Annotated in this window: 14 protein-coding genes and 2 pseudogenes; 14 read left to right on the forward strand and 2 right to left on the reverse strand. The window is 69.8% G+C overall.

All coding sequences use genetic code 11. The features are described from left to right. Positions 1–43: 43 nt before the first annotated feature. The 13 genes from ACWIHT_RS14040 (at position 44) to ACWIHT_RS14100 (ending at position 13,015) form a co-directional block, all read left to right on the forward strand. Complete coding sequence (locus tag ACWIHT_RS14040; protein ID WP_427918552.1) at positions 44–859, forward strand: ABC transporter permease; 816 nt, start codon at positions 44–46, stop codon at positions 857–859. 49 nt (positions 860–908) lie between these two features. Continuing rightward, entirely contained in the window at positions 909–1,262 is a 354-nt protein-coding gene (locus tag ACWIHT_RS14045; protein WP_456167793.1) for a VOC family protein, read from the forward strand. A 111-nt stretch (positions 1,263–1,373) separates the two neighbouring features. After that, positions 1,374–2,534 (forward strand): NAD(P)/FAD-dependent oxidoreductase, encoded by a 1,161-nt coding sequence (locus ACWIHT_RS14050; RefSeq protein ID WP_456167795.1) that lies wholly within the window; start codon positions 1,374–1,376, stop codon positions 2,532–2,534. Further along, the gene (locus ACWIHT_RS14055; protein ID WP_456167797.1) at positions 2,531–2,839 is read left to right on the forward strand and encodes a (2Fe-2S)-binding protein; all 309 of its coding nucleotides are present in this window, start codon (positions 2,531–2,533) and stop codon (positions 2,837–2,839) included. The genes ACWIHT_RS14050 and ACWIHT_RS14055 overlap by 4 nt, the downstream gene beginning before the upstream one ends. Then, the gene (locus ACWIHT_RS14060) at positions 2,832–4,238 is read left to right on the forward strand and encodes an FAD-dependent oxidoreductase (RefSeq protein WP_456167799.1); all 1,407 of its coding nucleotides are present in this window, start codon (positions 2,832–2,834) and stop codon (positions 4,236–4,238) included. Before ACWIHT_RS14055 ends, ACWIHT_RS14060 begins: the two co-directional genes overlap by 8 nt. Positions 4,239–4,294: 56 nt before the next feature. Next, on the forward strand, positions 4,295–5,191 hold the full coding sequence (locus ACWIHT_RS14065; RefSeq protein ID WP_456167801.1) for a dihydrodipicolinate synthase family protein: 897 nt from the start codon (positions 4,295–4,297) through the stop codon (positions 5,189–5,191). Between the two features lie 36 nt (positions 5,192–5,227). Next, complete coding sequence (locus tag ACWIHT_RS14070) at positions 5,228–6,229, forward strand: proline racemase family protein (protein WP_456167803.1); 1,002 nt, start codon at positions 5,228–5,230, stop codon at positions 6,227–6,229. Positions 6,230–6,287: 58 nt separating this feature from the next. After that, a complete protein-coding gene (locus tag ACWIHT_RS14075) occupies positions 6,288–6,980 on the forward strand; it encodes a GntR family transcriptional regulator (protein WP_456167805.1) in 693 nt (230 codons plus the stop codon). A gap of 106 nt (positions 6,981–7,086) precedes the next feature. Then, a complete protein-coding gene (locus tag ACWIHT_RS14080; RefSeq protein WP_200715892.1) occupies positions 7,087–8,085 on the forward strand; it encodes a LacI family DNA-binding transcriptional regulator in 999 nt (332 codons plus the stop codon). Between the two features lie 109 nt (positions 8,086–8,194). Beyond that, a complete protein-coding gene (locus ACWIHT_RS14085; protein WP_456167808.1) occupies positions 8,195–9,541 on the forward strand; it encodes an ABC transporter substrate-binding protein in 1,347 nt (448 codons plus the stop codon). 4 nt (positions 9,542–9,545) lie between these two features. Continuing rightward, positions 9,546–10,502: a carbohydrate ABC transporter permease gene (locus ACWIHT_RS14090; RefSeq protein ID WP_456167810.1), complete on the forward strand. Its 957-nt coding sequence runs from the start codon at positions 9,546–9,548 to the stop codon at positions 10,500–10,502. Beyond that, positions 10,499–11,374, forward strand: a complete 876-nt coding sequence (locus ACWIHT_RS14095) for a carbohydrate ABC transporter permease (RefSeq protein WP_019069833.1) — start codon at positions 10,499–10,501, stop codon at positions 11,372–11,374. Before ACWIHT_RS14090 ends, ACWIHT_RS14095 begins: the two co-directional genes overlap by 4 nt. A 39-nt stretch (positions 11,375–11,413) precedes the next feature. Further along, the gene (locus ACWIHT_RS14100) at positions 11,414–13,015 is read left to right on the forward strand and encodes a glycoside hydrolase family 13 protein (protein ID WP_456167812.1); all 1,602 of its coding nucleotides are present in this window, start codon (positions 11,414–11,416) and stop codon (positions 13,013–13,015) included. A 44-nt stretch (positions 13,016–13,059) separates the two neighbouring features. Here ACWIHT_RS14100 and ACWIHT_RS14105 read toward each other — a convergent pair. Next, positions 13,060–13,212: pseudogene (locus ACWIHT_RS14105) on the reverse strand (transposase); the annotation flags it as partial. Between the two features lie 167 nt (positions 13,213–13,379). Between ACWIHT_RS14105 and ACWIHT_RS14110 the strand changes: the two are divergent. Then, a pseudogene (locus ACWIHT_RS14110) lies at positions 13,380–13,955 on the forward strand (discoidin domain-containing protein); the annotation flags it as partial. On the opposite strand, the gene ACWIHT_RS14115 reads toward ACWIHT_RS14110, so the two are convergent. Continuing rightward, positions 13,924–14,751, reverse strand: a complete 828-nt coding sequence (locus ACWIHT_RS14115) for an ABC transporter ATP-binding protein (RefSeq protein WP_456167814.1) — start codon at positions 14,749–14,751, stop codon at positions 13,924–13,926. The pseudogene ACWIHT_RS14110 and the gene ACWIHT_RS14115 overlap by 32 nt on opposite strands. Positions 14,752–14,766: the final 15 nt, after the last annotated feature.

Consider the following 14,766-nt stretch of genomic DNA (forward strand, 5'->3'; position numbering starts at 1 on the left):
CCCGCACAACACCATCGACCGCCTCCGAAGGGGGTGACATGTCATGCAGCTCTCCCGTTCCGCGCGCATCGCCCTGCGCGTGGCCGCCGGGTTCGGCTTCGCGGTGATCTACGTCCCGCTCCTGCTCGTCCTCGTCAACTCCCTCAACCCGGACCGCAGCGCGAGCTGGCCGCCCTCCAGCCTGACCCTGCACTGGTGGTCCGTCGCCTGGCAGAACTCGGGCGCCCGCGCGGCACTCTGGGTCTCGGTGAAGGCGGGCCTCGGCGCCACCGCCATCGCCCTGGTGCTCGGCACCCTGATCGCCTTCGCGGTCGCCCGGTACCGCTTCTTCGGCCGCGACGCCATCTCCTTCGTGGTCGTGCTGCCGATCGCCCTGCCCGGCATCGTCACGGGCATCGCCCTCAACTCGGCGTTCAGCACGGTACTTGAGCCGCTCGGCGTGGGCCTCGGCCTGTTCACGGTGATCGTCGGACACGCCACCTTCTGCATCGTCGTCGTCTTCAACAACGTCGTCGCCCGGCTCCGGCGCACCTCCGGGTCGTACGAGGAAGCCGCGATGGACCTGGGCGCCGACACCTTCCGCGCCTTCGTCGACGTCACCTTCCCGCTGGTGCGCTCGGCGCTCCTGGCCGGCGGACTGCTCGCGTTCGCGCTCTCCTTCGACGAGATCGTGGTGACCACCTTCACCGCCGGACCCGGCATCGAGACCCTCCCGATCTGGATCTTCAACAACATGACCCGGCCCCAACAGGCGCCGGTCGTCAACGTGGTGGCCGCGGTCCTCGTCCTCCTCTCGGTCCTCCCGATCTACGTCGCACAGCGACTGTCCGCCGACACGGCCACCGCCAGCCGGGTCTGACGCCCTGAGCACCTGTTTTCCGGGGCGGCGGCCGGTCTAAGCTCTGCGGATGACCTTGGAATGGGAACAGGTAATCGTGCACGCGGAGGACCCGGCGGCCCTGGGCCAGTGGTGGGCCACGGCCCTCGGCTGGGTGGTCGTCCACTCATCCGACGACGAGTTCGAGATCCGCCCGGCGCCGGACCGCCTGCCGGGCATCGACTTCGTACGGCTCGCCGAGAGCAAGAAGTCCAAGAGCCGACTGCACCTCGACTTCAGGCCCGACGACCAGGACGCCGAGGTGGCCCGACTGGAGGCCCACGGCGCACAGCGGGTCGACATCGGCCAGGGCGAACAGTCATGGGTCGTCCTGGCGGACCCCGAGGGCAACGAGTTCTGCGTCCTCGGGCAGCGGCGCCAGTAAGTAAGTACTCCTGAAGGAGTGGTGTCCCCGGTCCGCCGCCGCCCACCGTCCTCGCGGTGACATGCAGGCGGGGGCATACTCAACCAGAGAGGTATGTGACATAGTACTGATGTGAGCAAGCGACTGACCTGCGATGTCGTGGTCGTCGGAGCCGGAGTGGTGGGCGCGGCCTGCGCCCTCTACGCGGCCCGGGCCGGCCTCGACGTCGTCATCGTGGATCGCGGCCCGGTCTCCGGCGGCACGACCGGTGCCGGTGAGGGCAACTTGCTCGTCTCCGACAAGGAACCCGGCCCCGAACTCGACCTCGCCCTCCTCTCCGCCCGCCTGTGGACACAACTCGCCGAGGAATTGGGGGAGTTCATCGAGTACGAGGCGAAAGGCGGCCTCGTCGTGGCCTCCACGCCCAGCGGGCTCACCGCCCTGGAGCGCTTCGCGGAGGAGCAGCGCACCGCGGGAGTCGTCGCCGAACCGGTCGACGCCGAGGCCCTGTACGACCTCGAACCCCGCCTCGCCCCAGGCCTCCCGGGCGGCGTGCACTACCCCCAGGACCGCCAGGTGATGCCCGCTCTGGCCGCCGCCCACCTCGTCCGGGCCTCCGGCGCCCGCCTGCTCACCGGCCGCACGGTGACGGCCGTACTCCGCACGGCCGATGGAACGGTCCAAGGCGTCCGCACCGCCCCGGGTGACATCCTCGCCCCGACCGTGATCAACGCCGCCGGCACCTGGGGCGGCGAACTCGCCGCCCTCGCAGGCGTCGCCCTCCCCGTCCTCCCGCGCCGAGGCTTCGTCCTCGTCACCGAACCGCTCCCGCGCCTGATCCACCACAAGGTGTACGCCGCCGACTACGTGGCCGACGTGGCCAGCGACTCGGCCGCCCTACAGACCTCACCCGTCGTGGAGGGCACGGCCGCCGGGCCCGTCCTCATCGGCGCCAGCCGTGAACGCGTCGGTTTCGATCGGGAGTTCTCGCTGCCGGTCCTGCGGGCGCTGGCGGCGGGCGCGACCCGGCTGTTCCCGTTCCTGGCCGACGTAAGGGCGATGCGCTCCTACCTCGGCTTCCGCCCCTACCTGCCGGACCACCTCCCCGCCATCGGCCCCGACCCCCGGGCCCCCGGACTCTTCCACGCCTGCGGGCACGAGGGCGCCGGCATCGGACTCGCCACCGGCACCGGGCACTTGATCACCCAACTCCTCGGCGGCAAGACCCCCGACTTCGACATGGCACCCTTCCGCCCCGACCGCTTCCAGGACGACGAGGAGGAGGTCGAATGAGATCCGGATCCCCCCGAGACCTTGCCGACGCCCACCCTGGACCGGTCTTCACGGTCACCCTGGACGGCCGCGAGATCGAGGCGGTCCCCGGCCAGACCGTCGCCGCCGCACTGTGGTCGGCGGGTGTGACGTCCTGGCGCACCACCCGGACCGGAGGCGCGCCACGCGGCATCTTCTGCGGCATCGGCGTCTGCTACGACTGCCTCGTCACCGTCAACGACCGCCCGAACCAACGGGCCTGCCTGGTGCCATTGCACCCGGGCGACGCCATCCGCACCCAGGACGGAACGGGCCACGATGACTGACCGACCGCACCTCGCCGTGATCGGCGCGGGCCCGGCGGGACTCGCCGCCACCGTCGCCGCCGCGGCACACGGCGTCCGGGTCACGCTGATCGACTCGGCGGCCCGGGCGGGCGGCCAGTTCTACCGTCAGCCCGCCGCCGAACTGAACGCCCGGCGCCCACAGGCCCTGCACCACCGGTGGCGCACGTGGCAGCGGCTCGACGGCGCCCTCGCCCGCCAGGTGGAGGCAGGCCACGCAACACACTTGACGGATCATCATGTCTGGTTCGTGGAGCACCGGTTGGACCACTTCACCGTGCACGCCCTGGTCGGTCCCGCACAGGAGGACCCGGTCGAGGTCCGCGCCGACGCCGTCCTCCTCGCCACCGGCGGCTACGAGAAGGTCCTCCCCTTCCCCGGCTGGACTCTCCCCGGAGTGCTCACCGCGGGCGGCGCGCAGGCCATGCTCAAGGGCTCCCTCGCCGTCCCTGGACGAACCGCCGTGGTCGCAGGGACCGGTCCACTCCTCCTCCCCGTGGCGACCGGCCTCGCGGCGGCAGGTGTGGAAGTGGCCACGCTCGTCGAGTCCGCCGACCCCAAGGCGTTCATACGACGGCCCCGCGTGCTCGCCGCACAGCCCGGCAAGGTCGCCGAAGGCGCCCAGTACGCGGCCCAACTCCTGTGCCACCGCGTCAAGTTGCTCACCCGGCACACCGTCGTCGAGGCGCACGGCGACGAGCGGCTGGAGGCGGTGACCGTCGCCACGCTCGACGCCCACGGACGGATCCGCCCTGGCACCGAACGGCGCCTCGCCTGTGACACCCTCGCCGTCGGCCACGGCATGCTGCCGCACACCGACCTCGCCGAGACCCTCGGCTGCCGGCTCGAAGGGCTCCACGTCCGCGTCGACGACGAACAGCGCACCGACGTCCCCGGCGTCTGGGCGGCCGGCGAGACCACCGGCATCGGCGGCGCGGACCTCGCCCTCGCCGAGGGACACATCGCGGGACGCTCCGCAGCCGCCCGTCTGACGGGTGCCGTACCCGACCCGCGCGAGTGGGCGACTGCCGCCAAGTCCCGTACGCGACTGCGGGAGTTCTCCGCCGCCCTCGACAACGTTTACGCACCGCCCGCCTGTTGGACCGGTCTCGTCACCGACGACACGATCGTGTGCCGCTGCGAAGAGGTGACCGGAGGCGCGATCCGCGAGGCGGTGGCCGGGCTCGGCGCCGGTGACGTACGCACTGTGAAGCTGTTGACGCGGGCCGGGATGGGCTGGTGCCAGGGGCGGATGTGCGGGCCAGCGGTCGCGGGACTCGCCGGATGCGAACTCACCCCGTCCCGGCGGCCGTTCGCGCGGCCCGTGCCGCTCGGTGTGCTGGCGCGCGCCGGTGAGGCCGAGGACGACGAGCAGCAATGAAAATGTCACACCCCATCGCCCTCCCGTCGCCCCGCCCAATTGAGATGAGGCGTTCCATGACCACCACCCCGAACCGTCCCTGGCGCGGCGTCCTCGTAGCCACCGCGCTTCCGCTGACCGACGAACTCGCCGTCGACTACGACAAGTTCGCCGAGCACTGCGCCTGGCTGGTCGACAACGGCTGTGACGGCGTCGTGCCGAACGGCTCGCTCGGTGAGTACCAGGTGCTCACCCCCGAGGAACGGTCCAAAGTCGTCGAGACAGCCGTCGCCGCGATCGGCGGCGCGCGGGTGATGCCCGGTGTCGCCGCCTACGGTTCCGCCGAGTCCCGCCGCTGGGCCGAGCAGGCCCGCGACGCGGGCTGTGCCTCCGTGATGCTGCTGCCGCCCAACGCCTACCGTGCCGACGAGCGTTCGGTCCTCGCGCACTACGCCGAGGTCGCGAAGGCGGGCGTGCCGATCGTGGCGTACAACAACCCCATCGACACCAAGGTCGACCTGGTGCCCGAACTCCTCGCCAAGCTGCACGGCGAGGGGTACATCCACGCCGTCAAGGAGTTCTCCGGCGATGTCCGCCGCGCCTACCAGCTCGCCGAACTCGCCCCGGAACTGGACCTGTTGATCGGCGCCGACGACGTCCTGCTGGAGCTGGCGCTCGCGGGTGCGAAGGGTTGGGTGGCCGGTTACCCGAACGCGTTGCCCGCCGCGAGCGTCGAGCTGTACCACGCGGCCGTCGACGGCGACCTTGCCACCGCGAAGAAGCTGTACGAGCAACTGCACCCGCTGCTGCGCTGGGACTCCAAGGTCGAGTTCGTGCAGGCGATCAAGCTGTCGATGGACATCGTCGGACGGCACGGCGGCCCGGTGCGCCCGCCGCGCGTTCCGCTGCTGCCGGAGCAGGAGATCGTCGTGCGTGCCGCCACCGAGAAGGCGGTCGCGGCCGGACTCGCGTAAGTACCCTCGCATCGGCACCGATCCACCAGGAGCGTCATGCGCAGCAAACTCGTCCTGCACGCCGTCGACTCGCACACCGAGGGCATGCCGACCCGGGTGATCACCGGCGGCATCGGCGCCATCCCCGGCGCGACGATGAACGAGCGGCGGCTGTACTTCCGCGAACACCGCGACCACATCCGGCAGTTCCTGATGAACGAGCCGCGCGGCCACTCCGCGATGAGCGGCGCGATCCTCCAGCCGCCCACCCGCCCCGACTGCGACTGGGGCGTCGTCTACATCGAGGTCTCCGGCTATCTCCCCATGTGCGGGCACGGCACGATCGGCGTGGCCACCGTGCTCGTCGAGACAGGCATGGTCGAGGTCGTCGAGCCCGTCACCACGATCCGCCTCGACACCCCGGCGGGACTCGTCGTCGCCGAGGTCGCGGTCGAGAACGGCGCCGCGAAGCACGTCACCCTCAAGAACGTCCCGTCGTTCTCCGTGGGCCTGGACCGCGAGGCCACCCTCGCCGACGGGCGGACGGTGACATACGACATGGCGTACGGCGGCAACTTCTACGCCATCCTGCCGCTGGACCAGTTCGAGCTGCCTTTCGACCGGTCCCGCAAGGACGACATCATCAAGGCGGGCCTGTCCCTCATGGAGGCGATCAACGACCGGGACGAGCCCGTCCACCCGGAGGACCGGTCCATTCGCGGTTGCCATCACGTCCACCTGTACGCGCCCGGCGCGACCGCCCGGCACTCCCGGCACGCGATGGCGATCCACCCCGGCTGGTTCGACCGCTCGCCCTGCGGCACGGGCACCAGCGCCCGCATGGCGCAGCTCCACGCGCGCGGCGAACTCCCGCTGCACACCGAGTTCGTGAACGAGTCCTTCATCGGCACCCGGTTCACCGGACGGCTCCTCGACACCACCGAGGTCGCCGGCGTGCCCGCCGTACTGCCCAGCTTCACCGGCCGTGCCTGGATCACCGGCACCGCGCAGTACTCGCTCGATCCCACCGACCCGTTCCCGGGCGGGTTCATTCTCTAGCCCGGGGATAATGGCGGGTCACGCGTGACATTGCACCACTTGTACACCAGGAGATTCGATGGCCGTCCAGCGCACCGGCGCCCCGCCCACCACCGCACCGGATCTGCCCGCGCTGGGCGGGAAGAGCAGTTACCGCGAGCGGGTCGCCGACGCGCTCAGGGCCGCGATGGTCGCGGGGGAGCTGCGGCCCGGCGAGGTGTACTCCGCGCCGTCGCTCGCCGCCCGCTTCGGCGTCTCGGCCACACCGGTCCGCGAGGCCATGCTCGACCTCGCCAAGGAGGGGCTGGTCGACACCGTCCCGAACAAGGGGTTCCGGGTCACCGCGGTCTCCGAGAAGCAACTGGACGAGTTCACCCACGTCCGCGCCCTGATCGAGATCCCCACGGTGGTGGGGCTGGCCGCGACCGCCGACCCCGTCTCGCTGGAGGCGCTGCGGCCCGCCGCCCGGGAGATCGTGCACGCGGCCGTGGCCGGTGACCTCATCGCATACGTCGAGGCAGACACGCGCTTCCATCTCGGGCTGCTCGCCCTGGCCGGCAACGCCCATCTCGTCGAGGTCGTCGGCGATCTGCGCAAGCGGTCCCGCCTGTACGGGCTCACCGCCCTGGTCAAGGAGGGGCGCCTGCTGGCCTCCGCCCAGGAGCACCTGAACCTCCTCGACGCGCTGGTGGACCGTGACGAGCGGGCCGTGCGCGAGATCATGACCCGCCACCTCGGGCATGTCCGCGGCCTGTGGGCCGCACACGACTGACATCGGGTCGCGACGCCGTGAGCCGACCCGGTGACGCCGTGAGCCAGTTCCGGTCACTTGCCCCATGGCGCAAACCACTTGCATCACTTGCGCTATTCTTGCGCACATGACGCGACGACTTGCTGAGGTGGCGAAGAAGGTCGGGGTCAGCGAGGCCACGGTCAGCCGGGTACTCAACGGCAAACCCGGAGTCTCCGACTCCACCCGGCAGTCGGTGCTGTCGGCCCTGGACGTCCTCGGCTACGAACGGCCCACCCAACTGCGCGGTGAACGCGCGCGACTGGTGGGCCTGGTGCTGCCCGAGCTTCAGAACCCCATCTTCCCCGCCTTCGCCGAGGTGATCGGCGGCGCGCTCGCCCAACTCGGCCTCACCCCCGTGCTCTGCACCCAGACCAAGGGCGGGGTCTCCGAGGCCGACTACGTGACGCTGCTGCTCCAACAGCAGGTCTCCGGCGTCGTGTTCGCCGGCGGCCTGTACGCGCAGGCGGACGCGCCGCACGACCACTACCGGCTGCTCGCCGAACGCAACATCCCGGTCGTCCTGCTCAACGCGGCCATCGACCACCTCGGTTTCCCCGCCGTCTCCTGCGACGACGCGGTCGCCGTCGAACAGGCCTGGCGCCACCTCGCCTCCCTCGGCCACGAGCGCATCGGGCTGGTCCTCGGCCCCGCCGACCACATGCCGTCCGCAAGGAAGTTGACCGCCGCGCGGGCCCTGTCCCCGGACCTGCCCGACGAGTTCGTCGCGCGCGCCATCTTCTCCATCGAGGGCGGCCACGCGGCGGCCTCCCGGCTGATCGACCGCGGTGTCACCGGCATCATCTGCGCCAGCGACCCCCTTGCTCTCGGCGCCGTAAGAGCCGCCCGCCGCAAGGGACTTGACGTCCCGTCACAGATTTCCGTCGTGGGCTACGACGACTCCGCGTTCATGAACTGCACCGAGCCCCCGCTGACCACCGTCCGCCAGCCCATCGAGGCCATGGGCCGGGCCGCCGTCGAGCTCCTGAACTCACAGGTCGGCGGAGCCGTCGTACCCGCCGAAGAGCTGCTCTTCGAACCGGAATTGGTAGTCCGCGGTTCCACCGCGCAAGCCCCGCGCAGCTGATAGGCGCGCTGCTGTCGAATAATTACAGACTCTGCGCGACATCTTGCGGAGAGATGTCGGCGGTGCTTGAGTGTGGGCGCCCACCGCTCCTGCCCAGAGGGGTCCACCGATGAGAAGCACCGGGTTCCGCCGTACCTTCGCCGCGATCGGCGTCTGTTCGCTCGCGCTCACCGCCGCCGCCTGCGGGTCCGGCGACGACTCGGCGAGCGGCAAGACACGCATCACGGTCAACTGCGAGCCGCCCAAGAGCGCCAAGGTCGACCGCAAGTTCTTCGACTCCGATGTCGCGGCCTTCGAGAAGAAGAACCCGGACATCGACGTCGTCACGCACGACGCGTTCCCCTGCCAGGACCCGAAGACCTTCGACGCCAAACTCGCCGGCGGCCAGATGGAGGACGTGTTCTACACGTACTTCACCGACGCCAAGCACGTAGTGGACATCAACCAGGCGGCCGATCTCACCCCGTACATCAAGGAGTTGAAGAGCTACGGCACTCTTCAGCAGCAGCTGCGTGACATCTACACCGTCGACGGCAAGATCTACGGCATCCCGCGCACCGGCTACTCGATGGGTCTGCTCTACAACCGCAAGCTCTTCCAGCAGGCCGGCCTCGACCCCGACAAGCCGCCGACGACCTGGGCCGAAGTCCGCGCCGACGCCAAGAAGATCGCCGCACTCGGCAACGGCACCATCGGCTACGCCGACTACAGCGCCCAGAACCAAGGGGGTTGGCACTTCACCGTCGAGATGTACTCGCAGGGCGGCGACGTCGTGAGCGCCGACGGCAAGAAGGCCACCATCGACACCCCGCAGGGCCACGCCGTGCTGCAGAACCTGCACGACATGCGCTGGACCGACAACTCCATGGGCAGCAAGCAGCTCCTCGTCATCAACGACGTGCAGCAGCTGATGGGTTCGGGCAAGCTCGGCATGTACCTCTCCGCCCCGGACAACATCCCGATCCTGGTCAAGGAGAAGGGCGGCAACTACGACGACCTCGCCCTCGGCCCGATGCCCGGCGGCCAGGGCACGCTCATCGGCGGCGACGGCTACATGTTCAACAAGCACGACACGCCCGCCCAGATCCGCGCCGGCCTCAAGTGGCTCGACAGCATGTTCCTCACCCCGGGCAGCGGCTTCCTCGGCGACTACGCCCGCGCCAAAGCGGCCAACGCCCCCGTCGGACTGCCCGAACCGCGCCTGTTCACCGGCGCCGCCGATGCCAAGGACCAGCAGGTCAAGAAGGCCAACTCCAATGTCCCGGTGCAGAATTACCAGGCCTTCCTGGACGGCAACCAGTCCCTCCAGAAGAAGATCGAGCCGCCGGACGCCCAGCAGATCTACTCCGTCCTCGACTCGGCTGTCTCCGCCGTCCTGACCAAGAAGGACGCGAACATCGACCAACTCCTCAAGGACGCCTCCGGAAAGATCGACGGCATCCTGGCCCGGGGCTGACCCGATGACCCGGACGGCCACCCGGAGTCCCGCCCCGACGACGGCGGTACGACAGGTCGAGGCGCCGCCCCCGGCAGGGGGCCGGGGGCGGCGCCGCCTCCTCGACCAGGCCCGCGCCTACGCGTTCCTCATCGGCGGCCTCATCTGCTTCGCCCTGTTCTCCTGGTACCCGGCGATCCGCGCGGTCGTGATCGCCTTCCAGAAGTACACGCCCGGCTCCTCGCCCGAGTGGGTCGGCACCGCCAACTTCACCCGCGTCTGGCACGACCCCGAGTTCACCGCAGCCTGGCGCAACACCCTCGTCTTCACCCTGCTGGCCCTGCTCATCGGCTTCGCGATCCCGTTCGTACTCGCCCTGGTACTCAACGAGTTGAGGCACTGGAAGGCGTTCTTCAGGGTCGTCGTCTACCTCCCCGTGATGATCCCGCCGGTGGTCACCGCCCTGTTGTGGAAATGGTTCTACGACCCCGGAGCGGGCCTCGCCAACGAGACGCTGCGCTTCCTGCACCTGCCCACCTCGAACTGGTCCAACGGCACCGACACCGCCCTCATCTCCCTGGTGATCGTGGCCACTTGGGCCAACCTGGGCGGCACCGTCCTCATCTACCTGGCCGCGCTCCAGTCCATCCCCGGCGAGCTGTACGAGGCCGCCGAACTCGACGGCGCGAGCCTCCTCCAGCGTGTGCGGCATGTGACGATCCCTCAGACCCGCTTCGTCATCCTGATGCTGATGCTCCTTCAGATCATCGCCACGATGCAGGTCTTCACCGAACCCTTCGTCATCACGGGCGGCGGCCCGGAGAGCGCCACCGTCACCGTCCTCTACCTCATCTACAAATACGCCTTCCTCTACAACGACTTCGGCGGCGCCTGCGCGCTCAGCGTGATGCTCCTCGTGCTGCTCGGCGCCTTCTCCGCCGTCTATCTGCGGCTGACCCGCTCCGGAGAGGACGACCTGTGAGCACCCGCACGCTGCTCTCCCCGGCCGCGCTCGCCCGGCCCCGCGGCAGGGCCGTCTACTGGACCGTCTTCACCGGCGTCGTCGTGCTCTTCGCGCTCGCCTTCCTCTTCCCGGTCTACTGGATGGTGACCGGCGCGATGAAGTCGCCGGACGAGATCGCGCAGACCCCGCCCACGATCATCCCCAAGCACTGGCACCTCAGCGGCTACACCGACGCCTGGGACCTGATGCAGCTCCCGGAGCACCTGTGGAACACGGTCGTCCAGGCCGCCGGCGCCTGGGCGTTCCAACTGGTGCTGTGCACGGCCGCCGCCTACGCCCTGTCCAAACTCAAGCCCGCCTTCGGCAAGTTGATCCTCGGCGGCATCCTCGCCACGCTCATGGTCCCCGCGCAGGCCCTGGTCGTACCGAAGTACCTGACCGTCGCCGACCTTCCGCTGATCCACACCAGCCTGCTCAACGACCCCCTCGGCATCTGGCTGCCGGCCGTCGCCAACGCCTTCAACCTGTATCTCCTCAAACGGTTCTTCGACCAACTCCCGCGCGACGTCATGGAGGCCGCCGAGATCGACGGCGCCGGAAAACTCCGCATCCTGTGGTCCATCGTGCTGCCCATGTCCCGGCCCGTGCTCGGCGTCGTCTCCATCTTCGCCCTGGTCGCCGTCTGGCAGGACTTCCTGTGGCCGCTGATGGTCTTCTCCGACACCGACAAACAGCCGATCAGCGTGGCACTCGTCCAGCTGTCGCAGAACATCCAACTGACCGTGCTCATCGCCGCGATGGTGATCGCGAGCATCCCCATGGTCGCCATGTTCCTGGTCTTCCAGCGCCACATCATCGCCGGGATCAGCGCGGGCAGCACGAAGGGCTGACACCGCCCCTCGACGCCCTCCGACAGAAAGGCCAGCCCAGTGGGACAGCCCCCCCATGCCCAAAGCCACGACGACTGGTGGCGCTCGGCCGTCATCTACCAGGTGTACGTCCGCAGCTTCGCGGACGGCGACGGCGACGGCACCGGCGACCTCGCGGGCGTCCGCTCCAGACTGCCCTACCTCGCCGAACTCGGCGTGGACGCCCTGTGGTTCAACCCCTGGTATCTGTCACCGATGAAGGACGGCGGCTACGACGTCGCCGACTACCGCGCCATCGACCCGGCCTTCGGTTCACTCGCTGAGGCCGAGAAACTCATCGCCGAGGCACGGGAGTTGGGCATCCGCACGATCGTCGACATCGTGCCCAACCATGTCTCCGACCAGCACCCGTGGTTCCGCGCCGCCCTCGCCGGCGGCCCCGAGCGCGACCTGTTCCACTTCCGCCCCGGACGCGGCGAACACGGTGAACTCCCGCCCAACGACTGGCCGTCCCAGTTCGCCGGCTCCACCGAACCCGTGTGGACCCGCCTCCCCGACGGCGACTGGTACCTCCACCTGTTCACCCCCGAACAGCCCGACCTCAACTGGGCCCACCCGGCGGTGCGTCAGGAACACGAGGACATCCTGCGCTTCTGGTTCGAGCGCGGCGTCGCCGGCGTCCGCATCGACTCGGCGGCGCTGCTCGCCAAGGACCCCGACCTGCCCGACTTCGTCGAGGGCCGTGACCCGAACCCCTTCGTCGACCGCGACGAACTCCACGACATCTACCGCGCCTGGCGGGCCGTCGCCGACGAGTACGGCGCCGTCTTCGTCGGCGAGGTCTGGCTCCCCGACACCGAACGCTTCGCCCGCTACCTCCGCCCCGACGAACTCCACACCGCCTTCAACTTCGCCTTCCTGTCCTGCCCTTGGGACCCGGACCGGCTGCGCAACTCGATCGACGAGACCCTCGCCGAGCACGCCCCGATCGGCGCCCCCGCCACCTGGGTCCTGTGCAACCACGACGTCACCCGCACGGTCACCCGCTACGGCCGCGCCGACACCGGCTTCGACTTCGCCACCAAGGCCTTCGGCACCCCGACCGACCTCGCCCTCGGCACCCGGCGTGCCAGGGCGGCGGCGCTGCTGTCACTGGCCCTGCCCGGCGTCGTCTACCTCTACCAGGGGGAGGAGTTGGGGCTGCCCGAGGTGGAGCTGCCCGTCGACCGTATTCAGGATCCGATGTACCTCCGGTCGGGCGGCACCGACCCCGGCCGCGACGGCTGCCGGGTACCGCTCCCGTGGGTGGCCGACGCGCCGTACGCGGGCTTCGGCTCGCGCGGCGAGCCCTGGCTTCCGCAGCCGGTCGGCTGGACATCGTATGCGGTCGACCGTCAGCGGCGGACGGTCGACTCCATGCTCCATCTCTACCGCGAGGCGATCCGCCTCCGGCCGACCTTCGGCGACGGCCCTCTCACCTGGCTGCCCGCCCCAGCGGGTGTCCTCGCCTTCACCCGCACGGGTGGTGCGACGTGCTTGGTCAACCTCTCGGACGCGCCCGTCGACCTCCCGCCGCATACCCGACTTCTGCTGACCAGCGGCCCCCTGGACGACCAGGGTCGGCTGCCGCAGGACACGGCCGCCTGGCTGCACACCGCATAGTCGCCGGCCACGGTGCGTGTGGGCGCGGCTATGTGCTGTATGCGTCAGCTCGTGAGGCGTTGGTGGTTGCCGATGTACTGGCGTACGGCGGTGAGGGGCGCTCCGCCGCATGAGCCGGCGAAGTAGGAGCCGGACCAGAAGTGTCTACCCCACACGTACCTGCGGACGTGGCTGTCGTATTCCTGGCGAAGGCGTCGGATGGAACCGCACGGTTACGACGCTGACGTACAAGCTCCAGGCCCTGTTCGTGTGCAAGAACACCGACTGAGGATGGACGGGCAGCGCCGACCACAACGCGGCCCGCAACATCCTGCACCCGTACCGGATGGGCCACGCGCTCATCCCGGCTTCAGCTGGGAGAGCACTTCACAACTGCCCCTACTCGTCCGCTCCGGCACCTTCAACCTCACCGACGGCGGTGGCAACTCCGGCTGGAGCAGCACCTGGTCGGACTGCTCGACCTGGCCGCGGCCCGGCCAGGGCACCCCGCCCCCGGACCAGAACACCAACCTCGCCAAGGGACGCCAGGCCACCGCGACCGGCTCGCAGGTCGTCTACACGCCCGGCAAGGCGGTCGACGGCGACGCGAACACCTACTGGCAGTCCACCAACTACGCCTTCCCGCAGGCCTGGACGGTCGACCTCGGCTCGGCCCAGGCCGTCCGCAGACTGGTGCTGAAGTTGCCGCCCGCGTCCGCGTGGAGCGCGCGCACGCAGACTGTCACGGTGCTCGGCAGCACCGACGGCGCAACCTACGCGACCGTCGTCGGCGCCACCGGCTACCGCTTCGACCCGGCGACCGGCGACCGGCGACCGGCGACACCGTCACCGTGGCCCCGCCGAGCGGCACCAACCTCCGCTGTCTGTGGCTCGGCGTCAGCGCCAACTCCAGTTTACGGCGGCCCAGTTCAGCGAAGTGGAGGCGTATCGGACTTCGTGAGCCGGTCCTGAACCGGGAGCGTCCCGCGCTTCGCCGCCTGGATCTGCTCGTACACATGGGTCCGCAGTTCGGCGAAGCGCGGGGCGACCCGGGTGTGCAACTGGTCGCGCTCCACGGGGAGATCGACCTTGAGCTGCTCCTGGACTACGGTCGGCGACGCGGACAGGACGACCACCCGCTCGCCCAAGTAGACGGCCTCGTCGATGTCGTGGGTCACGAAGAGGATGGTGATGCCGCGCTCCCGCCACAACCCCCGTACCAGATCCTCCAGATCGGCTCGGGTCTGCGCGTCGACCGCCGCGAACGGCTCGTCCATCAGCAGGACTTCGGGCTCGTAGGCGAGTGCGCGGGCGATCGCGACCCGCTGCTGCATACCGCCGGACAGCTGCCACGGATACGCCCCGGCCGCGTCCGCCAGCCCCACCGACTCCAGCGCGTCCGCGACCAGTTCCCGACGCCGGGACTTGCTCAACGCCTTCTGTTTCAAAGGGAGTTCGACGTTCTCGCCGACCCGCATCCAGGGGAACAGGCTGCGCCCGTACTCCTGGAACACGAACGCCATCCCGGGCGGAGGGCCGCTCACCTTCCGTCCGTTCAGGAGGACTTCGCCCGCGGTCGGGGTGAGTAGTCCGCCCATGCACTTAAGCAGAGTGGTCTTGCCGCAGCCCGACGGGCCGACGAGACAGACGAGTTCGCCGGCGTCGACGGTGAAGGTGAGGTCCCGCACCGCCTCCACCCGGCGGCCGGAACCCTCGTAGACCTTTTTGAGGCCGGATACGTCGAGTAGCGCGTGCATGGACCGCCCTTTCAC

This window comes from Streptomyces sp. NPDC002276, assembly GCF_053891435.1.

Coding starts and splice junctions, on each gene's coding strand:
- ACWIHT_RS14055 (WP_456167797.1), top strand. CDS start 2,531: ATGAGATCCGGATCCCCCCGAGACCTTGCCGACGCCCACCCTGGACCG.
- ACWIHT_RS14060 (WP_456167799.1), top strand. CDS start 2,832: ATGACTGACCGACCGCACCTCGCCGTGATCGGCGCGGGCCCGGCGGGA.
- ACWIHT_RS14040 (WP_427918552.1), top strand. CDS start 44: ATGCAGCTCTCCCGTTCCGCGCGCATCGCCCTGCGCGTGGCCGCCGGG.
- ACWIHT_RS14090 (WP_456167810.1), top strand. CDS start 9,546: ATGACCCGGACGGCCACCCGGAGTCCCGCCCCGACGACGGCGGTACGA.
- ACWIHT_RS14085 (WP_456167808.1), top strand. CDS start 8,195: ATGAGAAGCACCGGGTTCCGCCGTACCTTCGCCGCGATCGGCGTCTGT.
- ACWIHT_RS14065 (WP_456167801.1), top strand. CDS start 4,295: ATGACCACCACCCCGAACCGTCCCTGGCGCGGCGTCCTCGTAGCCACC.
- ACWIHT_RS14070 (WP_456167803.1), top strand. CDS start 5,228: ATGCGCAGCAAACTCGTCCTGCACGCCGTCGACTCGCACACCGAGGGC.
- ACWIHT_RS14115 (WP_456167814.1), bottom strand. CDS start 14,751: ATGCACGCGCTACTCGACGTATCCGGCCTCAAAAAGGTCTACGAGGGT.
- ACWIHT_RS14045 (WP_456167793.1), top strand. CDS start 909: ATGACCTTGGAATGGGAACAGGTAATCGTGCACGCGGAGGACCCGGCG.
- ACWIHT_RS14075 (WP_456167805.1), top strand. CDS start 6,288: ATGGCCGTCCAGCGCACCGGCGCCCCGCCCACCACCGCACCGGATCTG.
- ACWIHT_RS14080 (WP_200715892.1), top strand. CDS start 7,087: ATGACGCGACGACTTGCTGAGGTGGCGAAGAAGGTCGGGGTCAGCGAG.